At 71.8% G+C, this 23,732-nt stretch carries 14 protein-coding genes; 9 read left to right on the top strand and 5 right to left on the bottom strand.

What is annotated here, in order from left to right:
• Positions 1-401 precede the first annotated feature (401 nt).
• The gene (locus tag ACFV2X_RS49130; protein WP_385629310.1) at positions 402-950 is read right to left on the bottom strand and encodes a MarR family winged helix-turn-helix transcriptional regulator; all 549 of its coding nucleotides are present in this window, start codon (positions 948-950) and stop codon (positions 402-404) included.
• A 148-nt stretch (positions 951-1,098) separates the two neighbouring features.
• Here ACFV2X_RS49130 and ACFV2X_RS49125 point away from each other — a divergent pair, with 148 nt between their 5' ends.
• A complete protein-coding gene (locus tag ACFV2X_RS49125) occupies positions 1,099-2,406 on the top strand; it encodes an MFS transporter (protein WP_385629325.1) in 1,308 nt (435 codons plus the stop codon).
• A gap of 178 nt (positions 2,407-2,584) precedes the next feature.
• Here ACFV2X_RS49125 and ACFV2X_RS49120 read toward each other — a convergent pair whose 3' ends face one another.
• Both ACFV2X_RS49120 and ACFV2X_RS49115 read right to left on the bottom strand, forming a co-directional pair.
• Positions 2,585-4,627, bottom strand: a complete 2,043-nt coding sequence (locus ACFV2X_RS49120; RefSeq protein WP_385629307.1) for a SpoIIE family protein phosphatase — start codon at positions 4,625-4,627, stop codon at positions 2,585-2,587.
• A gap of 265 nt (positions 4,628-4,892) precedes the next feature.
• The gene (locus tag ACFV2X_RS49115) at positions 4,893-6,200 is read right to left on the bottom strand and encodes an NAD(P)/FAD-dependent oxidoreductase (RefSeq protein ID WP_385629322.1); all 1,308 of its coding nucleotides are present in this window, start codon (positions 6,198-6,200) and stop codon (positions 4,893-4,895) included.
• A gap of 368 nt (positions 6,201-6,568) precedes the next feature.
• Between ACFV2X_RS49115 and ACFV2X_RS49110 the strand changes: the two genes are divergently transcribed.
• Positions 6,569-7,306 (top strand): TetR/AcrR family transcriptional regulator, encoded by a 738-nt coding sequence (locus ACFV2X_RS49110; RefSeq protein WP_385629305.1) that lies wholly within the window; start codon positions 6,569-6,571, stop codon positions 7,304-7,306.
• Between the two features lie 89 nt (positions 7,307-7,395).
• Here ACFV2X_RS49110 and ACFV2X_RS49105 read toward each other — a convergent pair whose 3' ends face one another.
• Entirely contained in the window at positions 7,396-11,676 is a 4,281-nt protein-coding gene (locus tag ACFV2X_RS49105; RefSeq protein ID WP_385629303.1) for a BTAD domain-containing putative transcriptional regulator, read from the bottom strand.
• Positions 11,677-11,869: 193 nt separating this feature from the next.
• The gene (locus ACFV2X_RS49100; RefSeq protein WP_385629301.1) at positions 11,870-13,978 is read right to left on the bottom strand and encodes an asparagine synthase-related protein; all 2,109 of its coding nucleotides are present in this window, start codon (positions 13,976-13,978) and stop codon (positions 11,870-11,872) included.
• Positions 13,979-14,996: 1,018 nt separating this feature from the next.
• Here ACFV2X_RS49100 and ACFV2X_RS49095 point away from each other — a divergent pair.
• From ACFV2X_RS49095 to ACFV2X_RS49065, 7 genes are all read left to right on the top strand, one after another.
• Entirely contained in the window at positions 14,997-16,430 is a 1,434-nt protein-coding gene (locus tag ACFV2X_RS49095) for an MFS transporter (RefSeq protein ID WP_089504617.1), read from the top strand.
• A gap of 321 nt (positions 16,431-16,751) precedes the next feature.
• On the top strand, positions 16,752-17,957 hold the full coding sequence (lhgO, locus tag ACFV2X_RS49090) for an L-2-hydroxyglutarate oxidase (RefSeq protein WP_385629298.1): 1,206 nt from the start codon (positions 16,752-16,754) through the stop codon (positions 17,955-17,957).
• Positions 17,958-18,071: 114 nt separating this feature from the next.
• Positions 18,072-18,947, top strand: coding sequence for a tRNA (guanosine(46)-N7)-methyltransferase TrmB (trmB, locus tag ACFV2X_RS49085; protein ID WP_385629295.1), 876 nt, complete (start codon positions 18,072-18,074; stop codon positions 18,945-18,947).
• 97 nt (positions 18,948-19,044) lie between these two features.
• On the top strand, positions 19,045-20,535 hold the full coding sequence (locus ACFV2X_RS49080) for a PrsW family intramembrane metalloprotease (protein WP_385629293.1): 1,491 nt from the start codon (positions 19,045-19,047) through the stop codon (positions 20,533-20,535).
• Positions 20,536-20,682: 147 nt separating this feature from the next.
• Positions 20,683-21,072 (top strand): very short patch repair endonuclease, encoded by a 390-nt coding sequence (locus ACFV2X_RS49075; RefSeq protein ID WP_385629319.1) that lies wholly within the window; start codon positions 20,683-20,685, stop codon positions 21,070-21,072.
• A gap of 132 nt (positions 21,073-21,204) precedes the next feature.
• The gene (locus ACFV2X_RS49070; RefSeq protein ID WP_385629316.1) at positions 21,205-22,743 is read left to right on the top strand and encodes an ATP-binding protein; all 1,539 of its coding nucleotides are present in this window, start codon (positions 21,205-21,207) and stop codon (positions 22,741-22,743) included.
• Positions 22,733-23,728 carry a PD-(D/E)XK motif protein gene (locus ACFV2X_RS49065; RefSeq protein WP_385629291.1) on the top strand — a complete coding sequence of 332 codons (996 nt, stop codon included), beginning with the start codon at positions 22,733-22,735 and terminating at the stop codon, positions 23,726-23,728. The genes ACFV2X_RS49070 and ACFV2X_RS49065 overlap by 11 nt, the downstream gene beginning before the upstream one ends.
• The last annotated feature ends 4 nt before the right edge of the window (positions 23,729-23,732 follow it).

The raw sequence follows: 23,732 nt of genomic DNA, 5'->3' as shown, positions 1-23,732 counted from the left end.
CGTTGACTTTTGGCACGCTGTTGAGTTCTCAAGGAACGGACGCTTCCTTCGAAACCGTTTCACCGGTTTCTCCGGGCGCTTCCCTTCGGTGTTTCCAACCTTACCAGATCCGTTTTCCGGTCCGTTCCCGGTCCGAATTCCGTTTCCGGCCCCCTGTTGGAGCGGGGTTTTTCGCGCCTTCCGGCGTGTCCACTACTTTAGCGGATTTCCCTCGAGGCTCATAATCGAGCCTCCCGACCGAATTCCGGGCACGCCGAAATTCATCCCGATGAGGGGCCGTGCAGTAGTGGTTTGCGCCGATGCGGCGCGAGCGGCTACCGAAGAACCGTTACGGCTCCGTGGCAGCTCGGAGTACATTACGCATCGCCCCGGTGCGTGTCAAACACCCCCGGCGTGCGATGTCAGTCCAGGTCGCTCAGCCGTCCGCCGGCGTCCGGCTGGGTCTCCTCCACACGGCGCAGGACCCGCATCAGCATCTCACCGAACGCCGCGCGCTCGTCGCTCGACAGGTCCTGGAGAAGGTCTTCTTCGAAGACGGATGCCATCCGCATGGCCTCCAGCCACTTCTCCCGGCCCTCGGCCGTCAGCTCCACGATGACGCGCACCCGATTGGCCTCATCGCGCTCGCGCGTGACCAGACCGTCGCTCGCCATGCGGTCGATGCGGTGGGTCATCGCGGCCGGGGTGAGGCCGAGCCGCTTGGCGAGGTCGCCGGGGCCCAGTCGATACGGGGCTCCGGAGACGACGAGGACCTTCAGCACCTCCCACTCGGCGTTGCTGATGCCCAGGGTCGCGGTCTGGCGGCTGTATGCGACGTTCATCCGCCGATTGAGCCGGCTGAGAGCGCTGACGACCTGCTCCACCTGCGGGTCCAGGTCCTGGAACTCGCGCTGGTAGGCCGCGATCTGCTCCTCGAGGCTCGGCTCGGCCGGGCCGGGGGTCTCAGACATGCCGCGCAGTATGGCACGTAACCCATTCGCATTGAAGTCCTTCACCATGTACTCTTTAGCTTCGAACTTTACTGTTGAAGTCTTGAGGCTTCGACTGTTCGAAGTTCTCCTACTCGTCATCGAACGTTTTCGACCTAGGCAGGTGAGTGTGACCACCGCGATGGGCGCTGCGCTGCGCCGGATCCAGCTGGGGAACGCGCTGAGCGCGTTCGGCAACGGCTTCACCGTTCCGTTCCTGTTCGTCTATGTGGCAAAGGTGCGGGACCTCGGCGCGAGTACCGCGGGCATGGTGCTCGCGGTGTTCGCCGTCGCGGCGCTGGCCGTGCTGCCCTTCACTGGTCGGGTGATCGACCGGCGAGGGCCGCTGCCAGTGGCCCTGGCGGGTGCCGTGGCCTCGGCCTTCGGGTCCATGGGACTGGGACTGGCCGCCGACGAGGCGTCCGTCATCGCCGCGGTGGCCCTGCTCGGAGCGGGGATCGCGGTGATCCAGCCCGCCCTCGCCACCATGATCGTGTGGTGCTCGACCACGACCACCCGTTCGCGCGCCTTCGCCACCCAGTTCTTCCTCAACAACCTCGGCCTCGGTGTCGGCGGGCTGCTCGGCGGGCTGCTGGTCGACCCCTCCGAGCCGTCGAGCTTCGTCCGGCTGTTCGCGATCGAGTCGGTGATGTTCCTGGTGCTGGGCGCGGCCGTGGCGACCGTACGGCTGCCGGCGGTTTCCAAGCTCGACCCGGCGTCAGCCGTGGCAGAACGAACCGGACGCGGCTGGCGGGCCATGCTGCGCAACCGGGCCATGGTGCAGCTGTGTGTGCTGGGCTTCGTGATGTTCTTCGCCTGCTACGGGCAGTTCGAATCAGGGCTGGCGGCGTTCGCGGTGGAGGTCGCCCATATCTCGCCCGCGATGCTCGGCGCCGCGCTGGCAGCGAACACGATGGCCATCGTGCTGGCACAGTTCGTCGTGCTCCGGCTGGTCGAGGGGCGGCGGCGCAGCCGGGTCATCGCGCTGACCGGGCTCGTCTGGACGGTGGCCTGGCTGGCGGCGGGGGCCTCCGGTCTGGTGCCGGGCAGCCAGGCCGTCGCGACCGGCGCGATCATCTCGTCGTACGCGCTCTTCGGGCTCGGCGAGGCGATGCTGTCGCCGACCGTCGCCCCGCTGGTGGCCGATCTGGCGCCGCCGACCATGGTCGGGCAGTACAACTCCGGGTTCGCTCTGGTCAAGCAGCTGGCGCTGGCCGTCGGCCCGGCGGTGGGCGGACTGATGGCCGGGGCCGGGATGTACGTGGCGTACATCGCGATGCTCGTCGGCTGCTCCCTCGGCATCGCGGCGCTCGCGCTGCGGCTGGGTGGGCGGCTCACGGCCCGCCAGGACAACCCGCTGCGCGGCGTCCAGGAGGCCACTGTGCCCGCGCAGCGCGTGGAGTCGGCGGCGGTGGAGCCGGTGACCACCGCGGCCTGACGGTCGGGCCGGCGGCTCGACCGTCGGCCTGGCGCCGCGCCTGCGTCAACCGTCGGTCCGGCGCTTGTCGCGGACCGTCGCGTCGGAGCCGCGTAACAGGGCCAAGCCCTGCTCGCCCTCACCCCGTCCCTCCGCTGGAGGGACGGGGTTCCGTCGCTCACCCTGGGCCGCGGGCGGTCTACCCCGCCGGGAGGGCGAACTCGCACCACACCGCCTTGCCCCCGCCCGGTGTGCGGCGCGAGCCCCAGGACGAGGCGATGGTCGCGACGATCGAGATACCGCGCCCGGCCTCGTCCGCCGGCTCGGCGCGGCGGCGGCGCGGTAGATGCTCGTCCCCGTCCGTCACCTCGATGATCAGGCGGCGGTCCGTACGGCGCAGCCGCAGGCGCATCGGCGGCACGCCGTGCTGGAGCGAATTGGCGACCAGCTCGCTGGCGGCGAGCACACCCAGGTCGCGCAGCTCCATGGGGAAGCGCCAGCTGGCGAGGACGCCGGACGCGAACGCCCGCGCCCGAGGGGCCGCCTCCACACCGCCGAGGAGATCCAGGGCCGCGTTGTGGAACAGCTCGGCGTCATGGCCGGTGCGGGCGGGGTGCTGCAGGACCAGCACGGCCACGTCGTCGTCGTGCTCGGCGGTGATGCCCAGCGCCCGGATCAGGCGGTCGCACATCACCTGGGGCGTCCCCGTGGCGCCCGCGAAGACGCGCTCCAGCGCGGCGACACCCTCATAGATGTCCTTGTCGCGCCGCTCCACCAGCCCGTCGGTGTACAGCACCGCGCTGGAGCCCGGGCCGAAGGGGAGCGAGGCCGAGGTGTGCAGCCAGCCGCCGGTGCCCAGCGGCGGTCCGGTGGGCTCGGCGGCGCGGCTCACGGTGCCGTCCGGGTCGCGGACCAGGATCGGCAGATGGCCCGCCGAGGCGTAGACCAGGCGGTTCTCGTTCGGGTCGTGGACGGCGTAGACGCAGGTCGCGATCTGGCTGGGGTCGATCTCGGCGGCCAGGCCGTCCAGGAGCTGCAGGACCTCGTGCGGGGGCAGGTCGAGGCGGGCGTACGCGCGGACGGCGGTACGCAGCTGGCCCATCACGGCGGCGGCGCGGACGCCGCGCCCCATGACGTCCCCGATGACCAGGGCGGTGCGGCCGGCGCCGAGCGTGATGACGTCGTACCAGTCGCCGCCCACGGCGGCGTCCGTGCCGCCCGGTTGGTATGTGGCGGCGACCCTGAGGTCGTCGGGCTGCTCGAGCTCCTGCGGGAGGAGGCTGCGCTGGAGGGTGACGGCGGCCTGGCGCTGCAGGCGCTCGCTGGCGCGCAGCCGCTCGGCGGCCTCCACCTGGTCGGTGACGTCGGCGCCGAAGACCAGCACGCCGCGCAGCCGGGGCTGCTCGGCCCTTGGGCCGGGCATCGACGGCGCCTGGCCCGTACCGGGCGCGGCTACCAGGGCAGCGGCATCCGCGGCGGTCTCGTCATGGGCCTCGGCGTCCGCCTCCGTGTGGGTCGCCGTATGGGCCTCGGACTCGGGCGCGCTGCTGGACGCGATGCCCAACGCGCTGTCCGAGGCGGAAGAAGCAGTGGCGGGAGCCACGGCCGGTGCCAGAGCCGGAGCCGGGGCGGGTGGCGGGGCGGCCATCTCGATCGGGGAGCAGGTGAAGGTGTAGTAGCCGTGGCGCACCCGGCCGCCCGCGCTCGCCGGGCTCGCGGCCCCGGAGCCCGCTGCCGCCCCTTCCGCGCCCGGCGCGGCCCCGGCCCTCGCCCCGGAGACGCGCCGGGACTTGACCGTACGCGGCCGACCGCTGCGCAGGACCTGGTCCATGAGCGGCAGCAGCCCCAGCTCCTGCAGCTCGGGCAGGGCCTGGCGGGCGGCGGCGCCGGGGGTCCGGGCGCCGAAGATGGCCGTATAGGAGTCGTTGACGTACGCGATGCGGTGATCGGGGCCGTAAACGACGGCGACCAGGGCCGGGACCTGGCCGAGGACGTCATGGACGGACAGCCCGTCGAGGGTGGGGACGGCGGCGGGGAGCCCGTCCTCCAGGGCCTGGGCCGCCGCGCCCGGCGGCGGCTCGCCGCGGTCCGAGGGGTCGGAGCGCTCGCCCCGGGCAGCCGGAACTGAGCCGCTGCCGCCGCCCGCGGCCGCGGGCTGGGGCCGCCGCGCGGCGCGGTCGGCCCGGGCGGCGGTGCGTCGCTGTGTTCGGGGAAGCCGGGCGCTCCAGCGTGTGAAGTTCACCGGGGGTTACCTCGCGAGGTTGTGGCTGAGCGGCGCGCCGGCGCGGGGGTACGGAAAGGGTGTGGGTGCGGGGGGACGGCCCCCAGGGGAATGCAGCAAACTTCCGAATCCTCGCGATTGTCACTCTTTGCAGGTACGAGCCCACCCATGGTCACACGTCCAGTGTGACCGACCGGACTGACATCCGTGAGACGCCGGTCGGGTGGGGGCAGTTCCCGCCTCCGCTCCAACGGGCCGAACGGGCCCGAACCGGCGTCGGCTGGCGTCAACTGGCCTCGGGATGGCGGCCGGTGTCGGCGGCGAGCTTGAACTCGGCCCGCGGGTTCTCCAGCGACCCGAGCGAGACGATCTCCCGTTTGAAGAGCCCCGACAGGGTCCACTCGGCCAAAACGCGCGCCTTCCGGTTGAAGGTCGGCACCCGGCTGAGGTGATAGGCGCGGTGCATGAACCAGGCGGGGTAGCCCTTCATCTTCCGCCCGTAGACATGCGCGACGCCCTTGTGGAGGCCCAGGGAAGCCACCGAGCCGGCGTATTTGTGCTCGTAGTCCTTCAGCGGCCGGCCGTGCAGGGAGGCGATCACGTTCTCGGCAAGCACCTTCGACTGGCGCAGCGCGTGCTGGGCGTTGGGGGCGCACTCCTTGCCGGGCTCCTCCGCCGTCAGGTCCGGGACCGCCGCGGCGTCGCCCGCGCTCCAGGCGTGCTCCACTCCGTCCACATGGAGGGCGGCGGTGCACTTGAGGCGGCCGTGCGCGTTCACCGGGAGGTCGGTGGAGGCCAGGATGGGGTGCGGTTTGACCCCCGCGGTCCACACCAGGGTGCGGGTGGGGAAGCGCGAGCCGTCGCTCAGCGCCGCGACCCGGTCCACACAGGAGTCGAGGCGGGTCTCCAGCCGTACGTCGATATTGCGGCCGCGCAGCTCGCGGACCGCGTACTTGCCCATCTCCTCCCCGACCTCCGGGAGGATGCGGCCGGTGGCCTCCACCAGGATCCACTTCAGGTCCTCGGGCGCGATGTTGTGGTAGTAGCGGACGGCGTAGCGGGCCATGTCCTCGAGCTCGGCGAGCGCCTCGACGCCCGCGTATCCGCCGCCGACGAAGACGAAGGTGAGCGCGGCGTCCCGGACGTCGGGGTCCCGGGTGGAGGAGGCGATGTCCAGCTGCTCCAGGACGTGGTTGCGCAGGCCGATGGCCTCCTCCACGGTCTTGAAGCCGATGCCGTGGTCGACCAGGCCGGGGACCGGGAGGGTGCGGGAGACGGAGCCGGGCGCCAGCACCAGCTCGTCGTAGTGGATCTCGATCGCGCCGGTGCCCTCCTCGGCGGTGGCGAGGGTTTTGATCGTCGCGGTGCGTTTGCCGTGGTTGATCGCCACGGCCTCGCCGATCACGACCTGGCAGCGGGGCAGGATGCGACGCAGCGGCACGACGACATGGCGTGGCGAGATCGATCCGGCCGCGGCCTCCGGGAGGAACGGCTGATAGGTCATGTACGGCTCGGGGTCGACCACGATGACCTGTACGCCGCCTTGCCCCAGCTCCCGCTTCAGCTTCCGCTGGAGGCGCAGCGCGGTGTACATCCCGACGTAGCCACCGCCGACAACGAGAATGCGCGCAGGTTCCTTCACCCTCCCATGAGGCACGCACAGCCGCGGTTTGTCCACAGGCCCGACGAATTGTGTGACCGGCGGCTTGGGCGCGCCCCGCCGCGCCCATTCGGTCAAGCGTACGGAAGGTGCGCAGGTCAGTAGGAGGACGCAAGGTAGTGGGCGGGTGGGGAAGCGGTGACGGGCGGTGCGGTACTCCGGACGGGGGTCGATCTGTCCGGACCTACCCCCTTCTTTCTTGACCGGCGCTCAACTATGTTCGTACTCCGTCGGGGTCGTGACTGCCCCGGCGTTCTGGGCGGGGAGTCTCCGGGGGGAGACGTCATTACCGGGGGATCACTATGCAGCTTCAGGGTTCTCATTGGTCATCAGCCGTCGCGTCGGTGGACGGTGCCGGCGGCCGGAACACTCCGCTGCGCGTGGACGCGCAGCGCAATCTCGAGCATGTGCTGCGGGCGGCGCGCGAGGTCTTCGGGGAGCTGGGGTACGGCGCTCCCATGGAGGACGTCGCACGGCGCGCGCGGGTCGGGGTGGGCACCGTCTATCGGCGCTTCCCCAGCAAGGACGTCCTGGTCCGTCGCATAGCCGAGGAGGAGACCGCCCGGCTGACCGACCAGGCGCGCGCCGCCCTCGGCCAGGAGAACGAGCCATGGTCGGCGCTGGCCCGGTTCCTGCGCACCTCGGTGGCCTCCGGCGCGGGTCGGCTGCTGCCGCCCCAGGTGCTGCGGGTCGGGGTCGAGGTGGAGGCGGAGGTCCGGGTGCCGCAGCAGCGGCAGGTGGGGTTAGCCGACCCTCCAGCCCCTCCTCAGCCGGAGCTGCGGCTGGTGGAGCAGCCCAGCCCCGTCGTCCCGGGCGGCCCTGACGACGCGGGCGCCGCGGCGCTGCTGGAGGTCGTCGGGCAGTTGGTGGACCGGGCGCGGGAAGCGGGCGAGCTGCGGCCGGACGTGACAGTGGCCGACGTGCTGCTGGTGATCGCCACGGCGGCGCCCTCGCTGCCGGACGCGGTGCAGCAGGCGGCGGCGTCGGCACGGCTGCTGGACATCCTCCTGGACGGGCTGCGGTCGCGCCCTGCGGGGTGACGCGCGTCCTGGGCCGGGCGGCGGTCATCTGGACTGGGTAGTTGTCGGACCAGGCGACAGTCCGTCGGGCTAGACGGCGGTCTGTCGGGCTAGACGGCGGTCACCAGTTCGTCGAGCAGGGCGATGACCTGCTCGACGGACAGGCCCGCGCCCTCGGCGCGCAGCGCCTGGGCCGCCTCGCGGCCCAGGGCGCGGTGCGCGGCGGCCTCGGTCTTCTCGGCCTCACGCAGCTGGAGCGGGGTGCGCTGCAGCTCGCCGCGCCAGGCGTCAGCCGCGCCCAGCAGCCGGGTGGCAAGGCGCTCCTCGGCGCAGCCCATCAGGGCATGGGCGACGGTCTCCGCCTGGTGGGCCAGCAGGAGCTCCGCACAGCCGGTCTCGACGCCCCTGCTCAGGTTGTCGCGTACCTTGCGCAGCGCGCCGGGCGCATCGCCCTCGTCGGCGGTGAGGCGGGCGTCCATGCCGTCCACGAGTATCCAGAACTGCGGGGGCGGGGTGGCCTGCTCCCCGGTGCGCCGCGCCTCGTCGCACAGCGTCCGCGCCCGGGCCAGATCTCCGCGGTGCAGCTCGATCAGGGAGCGCAGCAAGCGGTTGAAGGACTGCACGTCCCTGGAGCCGCGGCGCTCCGCCTCCTGGTCCGACTGGTCCAGCAGCTCCTCGGCGCGGTCGAGGTCCCCGTCGTTGATCGCCACATCCGCCAGCCGGGTGATGAGGAACGGCGTCTCGGTATGTGCGCCGATCTCCCGCGCGAGCCGCCGCGCCATCTCGTAGGCTGCCCGCGCCTCGTCGAGCCGGGCATGGCTCGCGGCCATCTCCCCCGCGGCGGTCTCGATCTGGGCGAGCATCCACCGGTCGCCGACCTGTCTGCTCAGCTCCCGCAGCTCCGCCCAGTCCGCCACGGCGTTCTTCATACCGCCCGACGAATCGATGGTTATGTGCGTACGGAACATCAGCGCCACGCCGACCGCCCAGTCGTCGCCGTGCGCCCGGCAGTGGGCCACCGCCTCGCTCATCAGCGGGACCGTGCCGGTGTGGCCGTCGATGACGAACCCGGCGAACGGCCACAGCATGCCGGGGAAGCGGGCGGTGCGCGGGCCGGGGTGGCCCATGTAGGCATCGCGGATGCGAAGGGCCGCTGACCTGGCCACGCGGCTGGTCAGCGTCGGCCCATCGGCGTTGTCGGCGTTCAGGAAGAACAACAGGATCCGCAGGTCCATCTGGTCCCAGTAGCGCGTGACGGCCGCGTCGACGCCGTCCTGCCCGGGCGGGACCTCCGCAGGGATCGAACCGAGCATGCTGTAGATGTCGTCGCGCCCCATGGAGCCGCCGAGGATCAATGCCTCGCGGGTCCAGGCGATGCCCTCGTCCCGGTAGTTGCGCAGCCACCAGAACCAGCTCATGGCCATGATGAAGTCGGTCGCGGTCTGCTCGTCGCGCGTCTCCAGGGAGCGCTTCAGGGCGGCTCGGATGTTGTCGAGTTCCGTCTCGACGCGGCGCAGCCAGGGAAGCTGTTCCGCGGAGCGCAGCCGTGGCTCGGCGGTGCGGGCGAAGTTGAGGAAGTGGGTGGTGTGGCGGGCGACGGCGGCGGCGTGGTCGGCCCGGGCGGCGGGGTCCTCGACGGCCCGCTCGCCGACGTACTCGTGGATCGTCTCCAGCATGCGGTAACGGACCTCGGAGGGGGCCGCGTCCGGGGTGCCGGCGGGATCCCCGGGGTGCGGTGCCTCTGATCCCTGGCCTTCCGGGACCGGGTGGGCCGGGTCCTCTGAGGTCCGGTCGGTCGTGGGGTGGTCGACGACCAGGAGCGACTTGTCGACCAGCGCCCCGAGCAGATCGAGCACATCGCCGGGGGCTATGTGCTCGCGGAGACGGACAGGCCGGTCGGAGGCAGACGGGTCGGTGGCGGGCCGCTCGGCGGCAGACGGGTCGGCGGCGGGCGGCGCGTCCGCGCACACCGCCTCCGCCGCGCTCAGCCCCCATCCGCCCGCGAACACCGACGCCCGGCGCAGCACCGTGCGCTCGCGCTCGTCGAGCAGGTCCCAGGACCAGTCGACAACGGCCCGCAGCGTCTGCTGGCGCGGCAGCAGGGTTCGGCTGCCGCTGGTCAGCAGGCGGAAGCGGTCGTCGAGCCGGTCGGCGATCTGGCGCGGGGTCAACAGCCGCAGCCGCGCGGCCGCCAGCTCGATCGCCAGCGGCAAACCGTCCAGCCGACGGCAGATCTCCGCGACCGCGGCCGACGTGTCCGCGTCCCGCGCCGGGTCGAACCCCGGCAGGGTGGCCGCGGCGCGCTCGGCGAACAACTGGTGGGCGGGCGCGGGCCGAAGCGGCTCCACGGGCCGTACGGTCTCGCCCGGCACGCCCAGCGGCTCCCGGCTGGTGGCCAGCACGGTCACCCCCGGGCAGTGCGCGAGCAGCGTCTCGGCGAGCCGCGCCGCGGCGTCTATGACGTGCTCACAGTTGTCGAGCAGGAGCAGCAGGCGGCGGTGCGCGCAGAGTTCGACGAGGCGCGCGGTCGGGTCGGCGCCGTCCGCCGGGCCCATCCGCCCTTCCAGCCCGGTGGCGAGCAGGGACGTCTCACGGTCGCCTACGGCGCTCAGGACGGCCCCGGGAACGGCGGCGGGATGGTCGAGCTTGGCGAGCTCGGCGACCCAAACCCCGTCGGGGTAGGCAGTTGTGACGGTCGAGGCGGCTTCCTCGGAGAGCCGAGTCTTGCCGGAGCCGCCGGGGCCGGTGAGCGTGACCAGACGAGCACCGCGCAGATCCCCGTGGAGGTCCCCGATCTCGCTCTGCCGGCCGACGAAGCTGGTGAGCCGCGCCCGGAGGTTCCCGCGCGGACGGAAGCCGCCGCGTTGCGGCCCGCCCGGCCCCGGTCCGCCGTTCGACGGCGCGGGCGGGGCGCCGGCGAGGGCGGTCTCGGAGCCGTGGGCGGCCCCGGCGGGGCGGGCCATGTCGGGGCCGGCTTCAGGGGCGCGGGCGCCGTGGACGGCGGCGGCCGACCCGCCACCGTAGGTGGCCTCGGGAGTGTGGACGGTGTACCCGGCGGCCGGCCCGCCATCCCGGGGCGTCTCATGACCGCGCTCGGCGTACGGCCCCAGGGCGCCCGCTCCCCCACGGCCCGCCGCCACGCCGCCGACTGACTCCGGGGCACGAGGCACCGCAGCCCCGCCCGCCGCCGCTGAGCCAGGAGCCGTATCGGGAGCCGTATTGGGTTCACGGGCGGGATCCCCGGCGGCGAGCCGCTCGCCGCCGGGGATCCCGACCTGCGTTCCCGGACCGTGGGGCGCCTCGGGCGCGCGGTCGGCGTGCGCGACACGGGTCGGCTCCGACGCGTGCGGCGCCACGGGACCGTACGGCCCGCGCCTCGCCTCGTCGCCAGAAGAGGACGCCCCGGCCTCCCCACCACGGTCACGACCGTCGTAGGCGGCGCCCGCCCCAAAGGCCGCCTCAGAGCCGCGCGCCGCCCCCCGTTCGCCGCCACCGCCGCCACCGCCGCCACCGCCAGCGCCGCCGTCGTCTACCGGGCCGGTCGGCCCGCCGGGACGCCGTACCGCTGCGGGCCCCGCGCCGGCCGAGGGCGGCACAGGCCCCCCGGGCAGCGCCGCGCCAGCCAGCGACTCCCGGGACAGCGGCGCACTGGAGGACAGCGGCGCACCCGACAGCAGCAGCCCATGCAGCACCTTGAGGTCCGCGCCCGGGTCCGTGCCGAGGTGGTCGGCGAGCGTCCGGCGGACCGCCTCGTACGCGGCGAGCGCGTCGGCCGGGCGGCCCGACGCGTGCAGCGCGCGGATCAGCTGCGCGTGGAAGGTCTCGTCGAGCGGGTGGTCCATGACGAGCTCGCGCAGCTCCGGTATGACGTCCGCCGCCTGGCCGAGCGCGAGGTCGGCGTCGATACGGCGGTGCAGCGCGGTGAGCCGCAGCGCCTCGGGGCGGGCGGCGGCGGCCTCCCGGTCCGGCAGATCGGCCAGCGCGGGGCCGCGCCACAGCGCGAGCGCCTGCCGCAGCACGTCGGCCGCCGCTTGTGCGTCACCGGCGCCGAGGGCCCGCGTGCCGTGCTTCGCCAGCGCCTCGAAGTGGAGGAGGTCGACGTCCTGGCGGCCGTTGGTGGCGAGGCGGTAGCCCCCGGGCGAGGAGACCACCGCGTCCCGGCCGATGGCCCTGCGCAGGCGGCCCACGAGCGCCTGGAGCGCGGCCGGGGCGTCCTGGGGCGGGTCGTGGGTCCACACCTCGTCGATGAGGACGTCCACGGCCACGGGGGCGGGGCGTGCGGCGCGCATGGCGAGCGCGGTGAGCAGCGCGCGGAGACGGGAACCGCCCAGCGGCAGGGGGTTCCCGTTGTCGTCGCGTGCTTCGGCCGAGCCGAGGATCAGATACCGCACGGGGTCATTGTCCTCGGGTCAGCGGTCGGACCATACGAACACGTGGTCAATTGGCGTGCCGTCGCCCGGCCCGGGCCGGACCCACGGCCCGAAGACAAACCCCAGCACCACGCCACACCACACCCACTGCACCACACCCACTGCACCACACCCACAGCACCACACCCACAACCGCACACCCCCACCCGCACCCCTACAGACTCGGCCGCGGCACCACTCCGCCCGCCACCGCCCGCTGCCGCGGCGCCGCCGTCCCCGTCCAGCAGGTGCCGCGCCGGGCCAGCAGCCGCCGCAGCCAGACCTCCGTGGAGACGAGTTCGGCCAGCCCGTCGAGTGGCAGCCGCTCCCCTTCCGCCGCCGCGCGCAGCGCCTTGCGTACGACGCGGGCCTCGACCAGGCCCGCGTCGGCGAGCAGCGGCGCGTCGAAGAGGTTGACGACCTCGCCGACCCAGGCGCGCAGCCCGGCCCGTACGGCGGCGGCGTGGGCGGCGTGGGAGGTGGCTCCCCAGCCGGGTGGCAGGTCGCGGATGCCCGCTCCCGCGAGGACCGCGCGCAGCGTGGCCGCGCGCGCCCCGGGTTGCACGCGTAGCGCTTCGGGGAGCGCGCGGCAGGCCCGTACGACCTGGTTGTCGAGGAAGGGGGCGTGGAGACGCTGGCTGCGCACCTCGGCCGCCTGCTCGAACACCCGGTGGTCGGCGGCGTGCCTGGCCAGGGCCGCGTCGGCGCGCCGCTCGCCGGGGCGGCGCAGGGTCACGGGACGGGACGCGGCCTCCTCCAGGCGCAGCGACACCTCGGCCAGCGCCTCGCCGGTGAGCCAGCGGGCGGCGGGTCCTGGCCGGCACCAGGCGAGCGCGGCGAGGGAGGCGGAGACGACTCCGGGTCCGGACCTGCCGCCGTCTCGCCCTCCGCTGCCGTCGTCGGTGAAACGCCGTTCCAGGAGGCGGCTCGCGGCGTCCTCGACGCCGTCCCGGTAGGACGTACGGGCCAGTTTGCGCGCCGCCCGGTAGACCGTGAAGGGCACGAAGAAGGAGTGGCCGGAGGGCCCGTCGGCCTTCGCCAGCGCGGTGGCGGGGCGCAGCAGGTGGCGGCGTCTTCGGTCGAGCAGCAGGTCGGCGAGGCGCGCCGGGTGGGCGTCGAGCGCCTGGCGGGCGCCGTGGCCGACGAAGTGGTCCGCGCTGCCCGCGACGAGCCGGCGGCGGTGGCGTTCGGCGCTGACGATGGAGGGGCCGGGTTCGTCGGTGAGCGGGCCGCTGTCCAGGGCGGCGTACGGGAGCGCTTCCTCGCCCGCGGTGACGACGACGTGGTGCAGCCGCGGGTTGGCGGCGATGGTGCCGGCCCGTTCCAGCTCGGCCTCGCGGGCGCGGGCGCCGCCCGCGGTGGCCAGGTCGTTGAAGGTGACGGCGAGGAGGCGTTCGCCCGCTTCGGCGCCGTGGCCGAGGAGGGTGCCGGGCATTCCGGGCAGTCCGGCGGCCAGCAGGGCCAGGGTGGCGGAGGCGCTGCCTCCGGAGAGGTCGGCGCCGATGCCGGGCGCGGGTGCGCCGCGGGCCGCGCGCCGTTCGGCGGGCCCCATGCCGGGGACCGGGCCGGGGTCGAGGCCGCCGCTGGTGTCGGGGGCGTGGCGGGGCGCGGTGAGCCTGGCCCGCACGGCCTCCACGAGGGCGTCCCGTACGCCGTCCACGGCCTTTTCCTGGTCCACTTGGGGTGCGGCGACGGCGAGCGAGGCGGTGGGCTCGTAGCCGACGATGTCGCGGGCCCCGTCGCGCAGGATCAGCGCGTGTCCCGGGGGCACCCGTCTGACGCCCATGTACGGGGTGCCGTTACCCATCGCCTCCGGGGAGTCGGGGCAGGCCAGGAGCGCGCCTAGGTGGCTGACGTCGAGCTGCGCCTCGATGAGGTCGGCGAGCGGGAGGGCGGCCGTGGCGTACGCGGTGCCGCCGCCCCAGTCCGTGTGGAAGACGGGCCGGGCGCCGGCCAGGTCGCCGACGATGGTGGTGCGGCGGCCGATCTGGGCGACGGCGGTGTAGCTGCCGGACCAGGCGGTGAGATGGCGCAGGGCGCCGCCGCGGGCGGCGAACAGGCCGACGCGCAGCTCCTCGTCGGAGGCGCCGCAGCAGCCGAAGACGGCGAGGCGGGAGAAGGGGTCGGCCTGGACGACGCGTACCTCGTCGGGCCGCCAGTCGCCGACCGCCCACAGCGGATCGGGGTCCGACCACAGGAGATGGGCGCCGACCGGCTGGATCGCGCGGCCCTGCGAGGGGTCTGGCCCCGATGCGGTACTGCTCCAACCCACCAACCACCGCATCGCGCCTCCACAGGGTGTGGGCAAACAAGGCAACCAAGAAGTAGGTGCCATCATGCACAGCAGGTCGACGGTTTCGGCATCGAACCGGACAACTACATGGATCTCCTGGATGTCCTTTGACCACAGTCGACCACAGGAACAACAGGGTTGATCACAAGACGTGATCCCGCCAAGCGCGGACGCGCACGCGGGAACCGTCGTCGGCGCGACGGACCGCTCCGCCGTGGCCCATGCTGCCACGAGAGGGGCGTAAAGGGGCGCGCAAGGGCGCAGAGGCGCCAATTAGGCGCCCGTGAGGCGCGCTTGGCACGAGGCATACGAGCCGTACGAGTCGCCGGGCGCGGGGCCGCAGCCGTCAGTGCGGGGCGTATGCGCCGAACACCACAGGCACGCCGCAGGAACGCCGCCGAATACCGCAGGAACGCGCAGGACGCCGCAGGGACTCCACAGGGAGGACCGCCGCGCCGGACCTTCCCCTCCCCGGCCCGGCGCGGGAGCCCGGCCGTGATCAGCACCACACAGGGCGACGGCAGTTGTCGACCGGCGATATTCGGCCAAATTTCCGTAGCGTTCTTGATGGACTTACGGAAATCTCGCGGCGGTTTGCGACCGCCTTGCGACGTCCCGGCGGCGCCCCGACGACAGCCTGGCGAGAAGTCCTCGCCCTCGCATCCCACCTGACGTCACGTCAGTCCGGGAGGCGGCATCCGCCTCCCGGACCGCTCCGCCGCCCGCGGGGAATGAGGCGGCGGCGTCCCCCAGCCCACTGATTCCGTACAGCGGGCCGACCCACGCAAGACCCATCGAAACGTTCCCGCGAACCCTGAGACAGAGCGCACGGACAGGCGCACAGCCACACACAGCAGGAGCACACACCACGCTCCGCACGTCCGTTCGTACAAGAATCTCGCCATCCGGGACACCACCTCTTAACGGTCGGGATCCGGCGAACTACGCTGGGTTTACGAATGCCCCGTGCCTATGCCGGGGCGGCCGTCGGTGCTGTCGAGGGGTACGCATGACCAGGGAGCCACGCGGGCCGAACGAGAAGCTCGGCACCGTTCTCGCCCTCGCGGGGATCAGCAATGCCGGGCTGGCGCGGAGAGTCAACGACCTCGGAGCCCAGCGTGGCCTGACCCTTCGCTACGACAAGACGTCCGTGGCCCGCTGGGTCTCGAAGGGCATGGTGCCCCAAGGCGCCGCGCCCCATCTGATTGCGGCCGCGATCGGGAGCAAACTCGGGCGGCCCGTACCACTCCATGAGATCGGGCTCGCCGACGCCGATCCGGCGCCCGAGGTCGGCCTCGCCTTCCCGCGCGACATCGGCCAGGCCGTGCGCTCGGCGACCGAGCTCTACCGGCTGGATCTGGCGGGTCGGCGCGGCGGAGGCGGGATCTGGCAGAGTCTGGCCGGATCCTTCGCGGTCAGCGCATATGCCACGCCCGCGTCCCGCTGGCTGATAACCCCGGCCGACCCGTCGGTCGCGCGCGAGCCCAAGGACGCCGAGGGCAGCGTGGGCCTGGACGGCTTACCGCAGCGCGTCGGGCACAGCGACGTCACCAAGCTGCGCGAGGCCGCTGTGGACGCGCGCCGGTGGGACTCCAAGTACGGCGGCGGCGACTGGCGTTCGTCGATGGTGCCCGAGTGCCTACGGGTCGACGCGGCGCCCCTACTGCTCGGCTCGTACAGCGACGAGGTCGGCCGCTCCCTGTTCGGCGCCACCGCCGAACTGACCCGGCTCGCCGGGTGGATGGCCTTCGACACCGGCCAGCAGGAGGCCGCCCAGCGCTACTACATCCAGGCGCTGCGCCTCGCGCGCGCCGCGGCCGACGTGCCCCTGGGCGGCTATGTACTGGCCTCCATGAGCCTGCAGGCCACCTATAGGGGCTTCGCCGACGAAGGCGTGGACCTGGCCCAGGCCGCCGTCGAGCGCAACCGCGGCCTGGCCACGGCCCGCACCATGAGCTTCTTCCGCCTCGTCGAGGCCCGCGCCCAGGCCAAGGCCGGGGACGGGCCGGCCTGCGGCGCGGCGCTCAAGTCCGCGGAGGGCTGGCTCGAGCGGTCCCGTTCGGGCGATCCCGACCCGTCCTGGCTGGACTTCTACTCGCACGAGCGGTTCGCCGCCGACGCCGCCGAGTGCTACCGCGACCTCCGACTGCCGCGCCAGGTAAGGCGGTTCACGGAGCAGGCGCTGGCCCGGCCCACCGAGGAGTTCGTCCGCTCCCACGGGCTGCGGCTCGTCGTGTCCGCCGTGGCCGAACTGGAGTCCGGCAATCTGGACGCGGCGTGCGCGGCGGGCGCCCGTGCGGTGGAGGTCGCCAATCGAATATCGTCCGCGCGCACCACCGAGTACGTACGGGACCTGATGCACCGCCTGGAGGCCTACCGCGACGAGCCGCGCGTCGCCGAACTGCGGGAGCGGGCGCGGCCGCTGCTGATGGCGCCGGCGTGACGCGTGATGGGGGCGGCGTGATGAGGGCGACGCGTGATGGTGGCGGCGTGACGAGGGTGACGAGGGTGACGCCTGATGGTGGCGGCGGCGTGACGGGCCGGACGGCTGACGGCACCGGCCCGGCACCCTGATCACCTGGCCATGAGGCGGGGCACGCGATCATCTGCCGTGATCGTTCGGTACCCCGTGATCGTTCGGTACCCGCGGAGTACCAGATGACGGGGGGGTGACGCAGGTTTCTGATGGCTGTCAGTGGCGCGGGTCATGATAGTCATCGAGTTCGGTGAGTGGATTGTGCGCGGCGTGGGGAGGTGAGGTGACGTGAGGGCGCTGGACTGCGATGTGCTGGTGGTCGGGGGCGGGATCGTCGGCCTGTCGACGGCGTATGCGATCACGCGCGCCTCGCCCGGCACCCGGGTGACCGTCCTGGAGAAGGAAGCAGGCCCCGCCTGCCACCAGACAGGGCGGAACAGCGGCGTGATCCACAGCGGCATCTACTACCGCCCCGGGTCGCTGAAGGCGCGGTTCGCGGCCCAGGGCGCGGCGGAGATGGTCAAATTCTGCGCCGAGCACGGCATCGCGCATGAGGTGACCGGCAAGCTCATCGTGGCGACGGAGCGGGCGGAGCTGCCCCGGCTGCACGCCCTGGTCCAGCGCGGCCGGGAGAACGGGATCCCGGTCCGCGAGCTCGGCCCCGCCCAGCTCGCCGAGCACGAGCCATGGGTGCGCGGCCTGGCCGCCATCCATGTGGGCACGACGGGCATCTGCGACTTCAAGGCCGTGGCGGCCCGGCTGGCCCGCCTCGCGCGCGACGCCGGGGCGTCGGTGCGATACGGGGCGGGGGTGACCGCCATCGGGCGGCGCCCGTCGGCGGTCGCGGTCCGTACGGGCGACGGGACGGTGCTGCGGGCCCGGGCCCTGGTCAACTGTGCCGGCCTGCACTGCGACCGGATCGCCCGGCTGGCGGGCGACGACCCCGGCATGCGGATCGTCCCCTTCCGCGGCGAGTACTACGAGCTGGTCCCCTCGCGCGCCTCCCTCGTGCGCGGCCTGGTCTACCCCGTCCCCGACCCGGCCTTCCCCTTCCTCGGCGTCCATCTGACCCGCGGCGTCGACGGCTCCGTCCACATCGGGCCGAACGCGGTGCCGGCCCTCGCCCGCGAGGGCTACACCTGGCAGACGGTCCGCCCGCGCGAGCTGGCCGGGACGCTGGCGTACCCCGGCTCCTGGCGGATAGCCCGCCGCCACTGGCGTTACGGCGCGGGCGAGCTGCGCCGCTCGCTGTCCAAGGGCGCCTTCACCGACGCCGTCCGCCGTCTGCTGCCGGATGTCACGGCCGACGACCTGATACCGGCCCCGGCGGGCGTGCGCGCCCAGGCGGTGCTGCCCGACGGCACGCTGGTGGACGACTTCCTGATCAAGGAGTCCCCCCACGTCGTCCATGTGCTGAACGCGCCCTCGCCGGCGGCGACGGCGTCGCTGCCGATCGGGCGGGAGGTCGCGAGGCGGGTGCTGGAGCGGTTGTGAGGCGGGACCCGGAGCGGCTGTGAGGGCGGGGCTTGGGCACTGCTGCCCGGGCACTTCGGGCTCGGACATGAGGGGCCCGGGCGCGGCTGCCTCGGCCCGTAGAATCAAAGCACTGTGTCCGAGAACCACACCGCCGAAAACCCGACGGCCGAAGCCCCCACCACCGGCAGCCCCACCACCCCCGCTCCCCGCCCCGAGCGCACGCCGCCGCCGTCCCCGTCCCAGTCCCCTCACCCGCCCCCGCGCGACCGTCGCGCCGAGCCGGTGTTCCCGGGCGGCCCGCTGGCCGACCCCGCCGGCTCGCACCACGAGCGGCGCATCCGCTCCTTCCGCCCCCGTCGCGGCCGGGTGACCTTGGGCCAGGGCGAGGCGCTGCGCCGCCTGTGGGGCCAGTGGGGCCTGGACATCGACGGCCTCTCGCGTATCGACCTCGGCGAGCTGTTCGGCGACCCGGACCTGCCCGTCGTCCTGGAGATCGGCTTCGGCATGGGCGAGGCCACCGCCCAGATGGCGGCCGCCGACCCCGACACCGGCATATTGGCCGCCGATGTCCACACCCCCGGCCAGGGCAATCTGCTCGCTCTCGCGGAGCGGAAGAATCTTTCCAACATCCGGGTGGCGAACGGCGACGCGATCATCCTGCTGCGCGAGATGCTGGAGCCCGCATCCGTCGCCGGGCTGCGCGTCTACTTCCCTGACCCCTGGCCCAAGAAGCGGCACCACAAGCGCCGCCTCATCCAGCCCGAGTTCATCGCCCTCGCCGCCACCCGGCTGCGCCCCGGCGCGCTGCTGCACTGCGCGACCGACTGGGAGCCGTACGCCGAGCAGATGCTCGAGGTCCTCACCGCCGACCCGCACTTCGAGAACACCCAGCCCGACGGCGGCTACAGCCCGCGCCCGGCGTTCCGTCCGCTGACCAAGTTCGAGGGACAGGGCCTGGAGAAGGGCCATATCGTCCACGATCTGATCTTCCGCCGCAGCGAGACATAGCAAAGGCATAGCGCGGGACACAGCGCAGACATAGCGCCCTTTAGCGCCTGGGCATAATCCTTCGGTCCGCCATTCCGCCGTTCGTTAGGGTCGTCAGGTGCACCAGTCCCCGCCCCCGCACCAGCAGCCCGGCCCCCCGGCCACGGCATACGGACAGCAGCCGTGGACCGGCCCCACGTCCGCGCCGCCGGCCGGAGGCGACTGGCCACACCCGCCGCCGGGCCGCGGCCCGTGGGGCGGCCGGCTGAGCGCGCTGTGGGCCAACAAGTCCCTGCGCGCCACGGCGCTGATCGTCCTGCTCTCCCTCTCCGGCCTGATCATCCTGGCCCTGGTCCGCCAGCAGACCGGCACCGAGGGCTTCCTGGTGGGCCTGGGCCTGGCCATCCTGCCCGTACCGCTGCTGATCGCCGCGTTCCGCTGGATGGACCGCATCGAACCCGAACCCTGGCGGAACCTGATCTTCGCCTTCGCCTGGGGGGCATGCGCGGCGACCCTCGTCGCCCTCATAGCGAACGGCTTCGCCACCGATTGGCTGATCACCAACGTCGCCGACTCCTCCTCCAGCCAGGCCGACGTCGACGCCTGGGGCGCCACTCTGGTCGCCCCCGTCGTCGAGGAGAGCGCCAAGGCCGCCGCCGTACTGCTCCTCTTCCTCTTCCGGCGCCGCAACTTCAACGGGATCGTCGACGGCGTCGTCATCGCCGGAATCACCGCCACCGGCTTCGCCTTCACCGAGAACATCCTCTACCTCGGCACGGCCTTCGTCAGCGACCAGGAATTCGGCTACTCCGGCATCCGCTCCACCACCGCCGCGACCTTCTTCATCCGCGCGGTGATGTCCCCCTTCGCCCACCCCCTCTTCACCGCCGCCACCGGCATCGGCTTCGGCATAGCCGCCGCGGCCGCCCAGCACCAGCGAGCGCGCCGCGTCCTCGTCCCCCTCGCCGCCCTGCTCGGCGCCATGGTCCTGCACGGCCTCTGGAACGGCTCCGCCACCTTCGGCGGCTACGGCTTCCTCGCCGTCTACGCCCTCTTCATGGTCCCCGTCTTCGGCCTGCTGACCTGGCTGACCATCTGGTCCCGCAACAACCAGCTGCGCACCGTACGCACCCAGCTCACCACCTACCAGGCCGCCGGCTGGCTCACCCCACCCGAGCCCATCGCCCTCTCCTCCATGCGCGCCCGCGGCATAGCCCGCGACCTCGCCCGCCGCACCCAGGGCCCGGCCGCGGCCCGCATCGTCGCCGACTACACCGCGACCGCCACCTCACTCGCCTTCCTCCGCCACCGCGCCCACCTCGGCACGGCGGGCCCCGACTTCACCACCCGCGAGGGCGAGCTCCTGGACCGCCTCTGGCAACACCGCGAGACCGCCCAACCGGCCCTGGCCCACGCCGCCCTCTCCGTCCCCCTCCCCCGCCGCCCAATCCCCCGCCCGCACCCAGCCACCATGCCCCCGCCGTACTGGCCCCCCGCCCAGCCCCAGGCCGCGTACGCGCCGCACACCACGTACGCCCAGCCCACGCCGTACGGCTACCCGGCCTGGCCGCCGGCGCATCAGCCGCCGTATCCGCAGGGGCAGCCGTAACGTCCCGCCGCTCAGACATGCCTCCCGCAGAGGCCGGACCGTGGCGCACAAGCCGCCGTCCAGTTGCCCGGACTCAGTGACATCTGCCCTGGCCGGCACAATGGCCACGTGCCCGTCACACCGTCTTCCCTTGGTGTCTCCGCCCGCATGAGCCGCCAGGCCAGCCAGGACACCACCCCAGAGATGGCTGTGCGCCGTCTCCTTTATGCCAGCGGGCATCGCTACCGTCTGCACCGCCCAGTCCCGGGGCTCCCACGTCGGAGCATCGACATCGCCTTTCCCGGCCTCAAGATCGCCGTCTTCCTCGACGGGTGCTTCTGGCACGGCTGCCCCCAGCACGCGACCCACCCGAAGGCGAACGCCGACTGGTGGCGGCACAAGCTGAATCGCAACATGGCGCGCGATCTTGAAACCACCGAACGCCTCACGACGGATGGATGGAAGGTTTTGCGCTTCTGGGAGCACGAAGCACCGTCGGATGTGGCAGATCGGGTAGCTGCCGCTGTCGCCGAGGCGAGAAGACCACGCAGTTCGTAGACCGGTGCCGGAAGAGCGCGGTTTCAGAGTTTCCAACCCACTTGTCGGTCCCCTGCTCTACCGTCACCATTACTCGTACGAATCATGCGGTTGCGAGTGATCACACTCCTCGCCTCCCGGATATCAAGGCGGATGATGACAGGCTGGCAGTTCGACGTCCCCACAACCGGTAGCAAGCACCTACCTCCGGATGCCCGGTACATGGAGGCGCTGAGCAGCCAAGGGTACGGCTTCGAGGTAGCCATCACCGACCTCGTCGACAACTCGATCGACGCAGGCGCGAAAGACGTTGTGATCCACTTCCTTCGCGATGGCGAACAACTCGTCTCCCTCCTCGTCGTGGACGACGGTCGTGGCATGGACGAGGAAGCGCTGGACGTCGCCATGACGATCGGCGGTCGCCAGTCGTACGGTGCCAAGTCTCTCGGGATGTTCGGTACCGGCCTGAAGTCGGCATCGCTCTCCCACGCCGAGGCCGTCACGGTGGTGAGCACCACCAAACGCACCCGAGCCGCCGGGCGACGTTGGTTGATGGAGCACGCCAAGTCCGGATTCCAGTGCGACATCGTCGACCCTGACTTCGCGCAGAAACTCGTCGATCGCTACTACGACAAGCCCATCACATGGCAGGGCACAATTGTTCGCTGGGATGGCGTGAAGGATTTCCCCAAGCACGGAGGCAGCGGGCAGACTGATCGCTATCTACAGCGCACGATCAACAAGTTGGGCCTCCACTTGGGGCTCTACCTGCATCGTTTTCTGGCCCGCGCAGATTTCAACATCACCATCGCCGTTGAGGACGTCCTGACCGGAACGGTCTACCTGGACTTCGGTGTCGAACCCCTGGACCCGTTCGCCTATCCGGTTACAGGTGCTGCGGACTACCCTCGGGAGTTCGGCGCCTCGATCAAGAGTCTCGCTTCCCACATCGTGCTCGCCGCCCACATCTGGCCCCCCAAATCCAACATCGACGAGTACCGGGCCGTGGGTTCTGTCATCGATCGACAGGGCTTCTACTTCTACCGCAACGACCGCCTCGTCCAGGCCGGCGGCTGGAACAACTACCGCCAGCCCGAACAGCACCTTTCTCTTGCTCGCGTGGCGATCGATCTACCCGAGGCGTTGGGCGATGTCTTTCGGCTCACGGTCAAGAAGTCAGGTGTCGACCTGTCCCCCGAGTTCACAGCCGCACTCGATGAGGCGGTGGACGAGTCGGGCACCAAGTTCTCCCAGTACCTGACAGCCGCAGACACCACTTATCGCGAGGCCCGCAGACGAGTAGGTGTTACGCGCAAGGCCGTGATCGGCCCAGGCAAGGGGATCGCCCCGGAGGTACGGGCAGCCATCGAAGAGGAGTTGCCTCTCCTGCCCTATGAGGACCCGATCAGCGTCCGCTGGGACAAGTTGGACAACGAGTCGTTCTTTTACGTCGATCGCACGCAGCGGACCATCGTGCTCAACAAGCACTACCGCAAGGCCATCCTGGGCGGCCATGACGGCAGTCTCAACGATGCCCCACTCTTGAAGTCGCTGATGTACCTGCTGCTGCATGAAGTCTTCGAGAAGGAGTACAGCGGCCGTCGCGAGAAGGACAACCTACAGCTCTGGCAATCGGTATTGGTGGCTGCGGCACGCAGCGAACTGAACCGGGTGGCCGACGATGACAGCTGACTCCAAGGCCGATTGGTCGCAGATCGAACACTTTCTTCACGCCGGCCGAGGGACGACCATCCCTCTCGGTGGCAGCGCCCTGCCCCGTGTCGACTACGTCGTGACGGACGATCGTGACATCGCCCTTCATCTGGAACTCACGTCCCGTCAGAGGTTGCCGCGCTCACCACATCCGTTGATACAAGTCGAGGAAATAGCGTACGACGGCATGCGCATGGCTCGGCTCAAGACCACCCAACGACAGCTGCTGCGCGACTTTCACGACCTCCTGTGCGCCGTCGCCGATCGCGTTGTGGACCGGGGGCGCACCCCGGATCAGGCATTTAGTGAGACGGTACAGGCCTGGCGTGCCCTTCTTGACAAGCCCCGGGCGATGAGCTTGGAGAAACGAATCGGCTTGATGGGCGAACTGGTGATGCTGACAGCCATCGCTACCTCGCATGGGTGGCAAACCGCCGCAGAATCCTGGAGAGGATCGCACGGCGAGGAGCACGATTTCGGTCTGCCGTCTTATGACATCGAGGTCAAGACCACAACGGCGGAGGCACGCAGTCACACCATCCATGGCCTTTCCCAACTCACCCCGAGTACAGACCGGCCGCTCTGGCTGGTGTCTCTCCAGCTCACCCGAGGCGGTGCTCACGGTCGTACCTTCACCCAGTGCGCCTCCTCCGTTCAAGAGCAACTCGCACAACACACAACGGGTGCCGCTCTCGACACTCTGGAGCAACGTCTCGCGGCCATCCTCCAACCCGACACCTCGAACATCCTGTCCACGGACGACGAACGTTGGTCACTCCGCAGCACGCCGCTGGTCCTCATGGTCGACGACCGTCTGCCACGCTTGGACCAGTCACTCCTTCGCCTGCTGCCAGCCGAGTTGGCCGCCCGCATAAGCAAGGTCGACTACAACATCGACGTGACAGGTCTGCCAGCCGGCCTCGAACCGCCTGCAGCGCTCCAGAGTGAATTCGTCCTACCGTGAGCCA

The organism is Streptomyces sp. NPDC059679, assembly GCF_042734105.1.
Taxonomy (GTDB): domain Bacteria; phylum Actinomycetota; class Actinomycetes; order Streptomycetales; family Streptomycetaceae; genus Streptomyces.
Note: the sequence above shows the minus strand (reverse complement) of the source record. Positions and strands in the feature narration are given on the sequence as shown.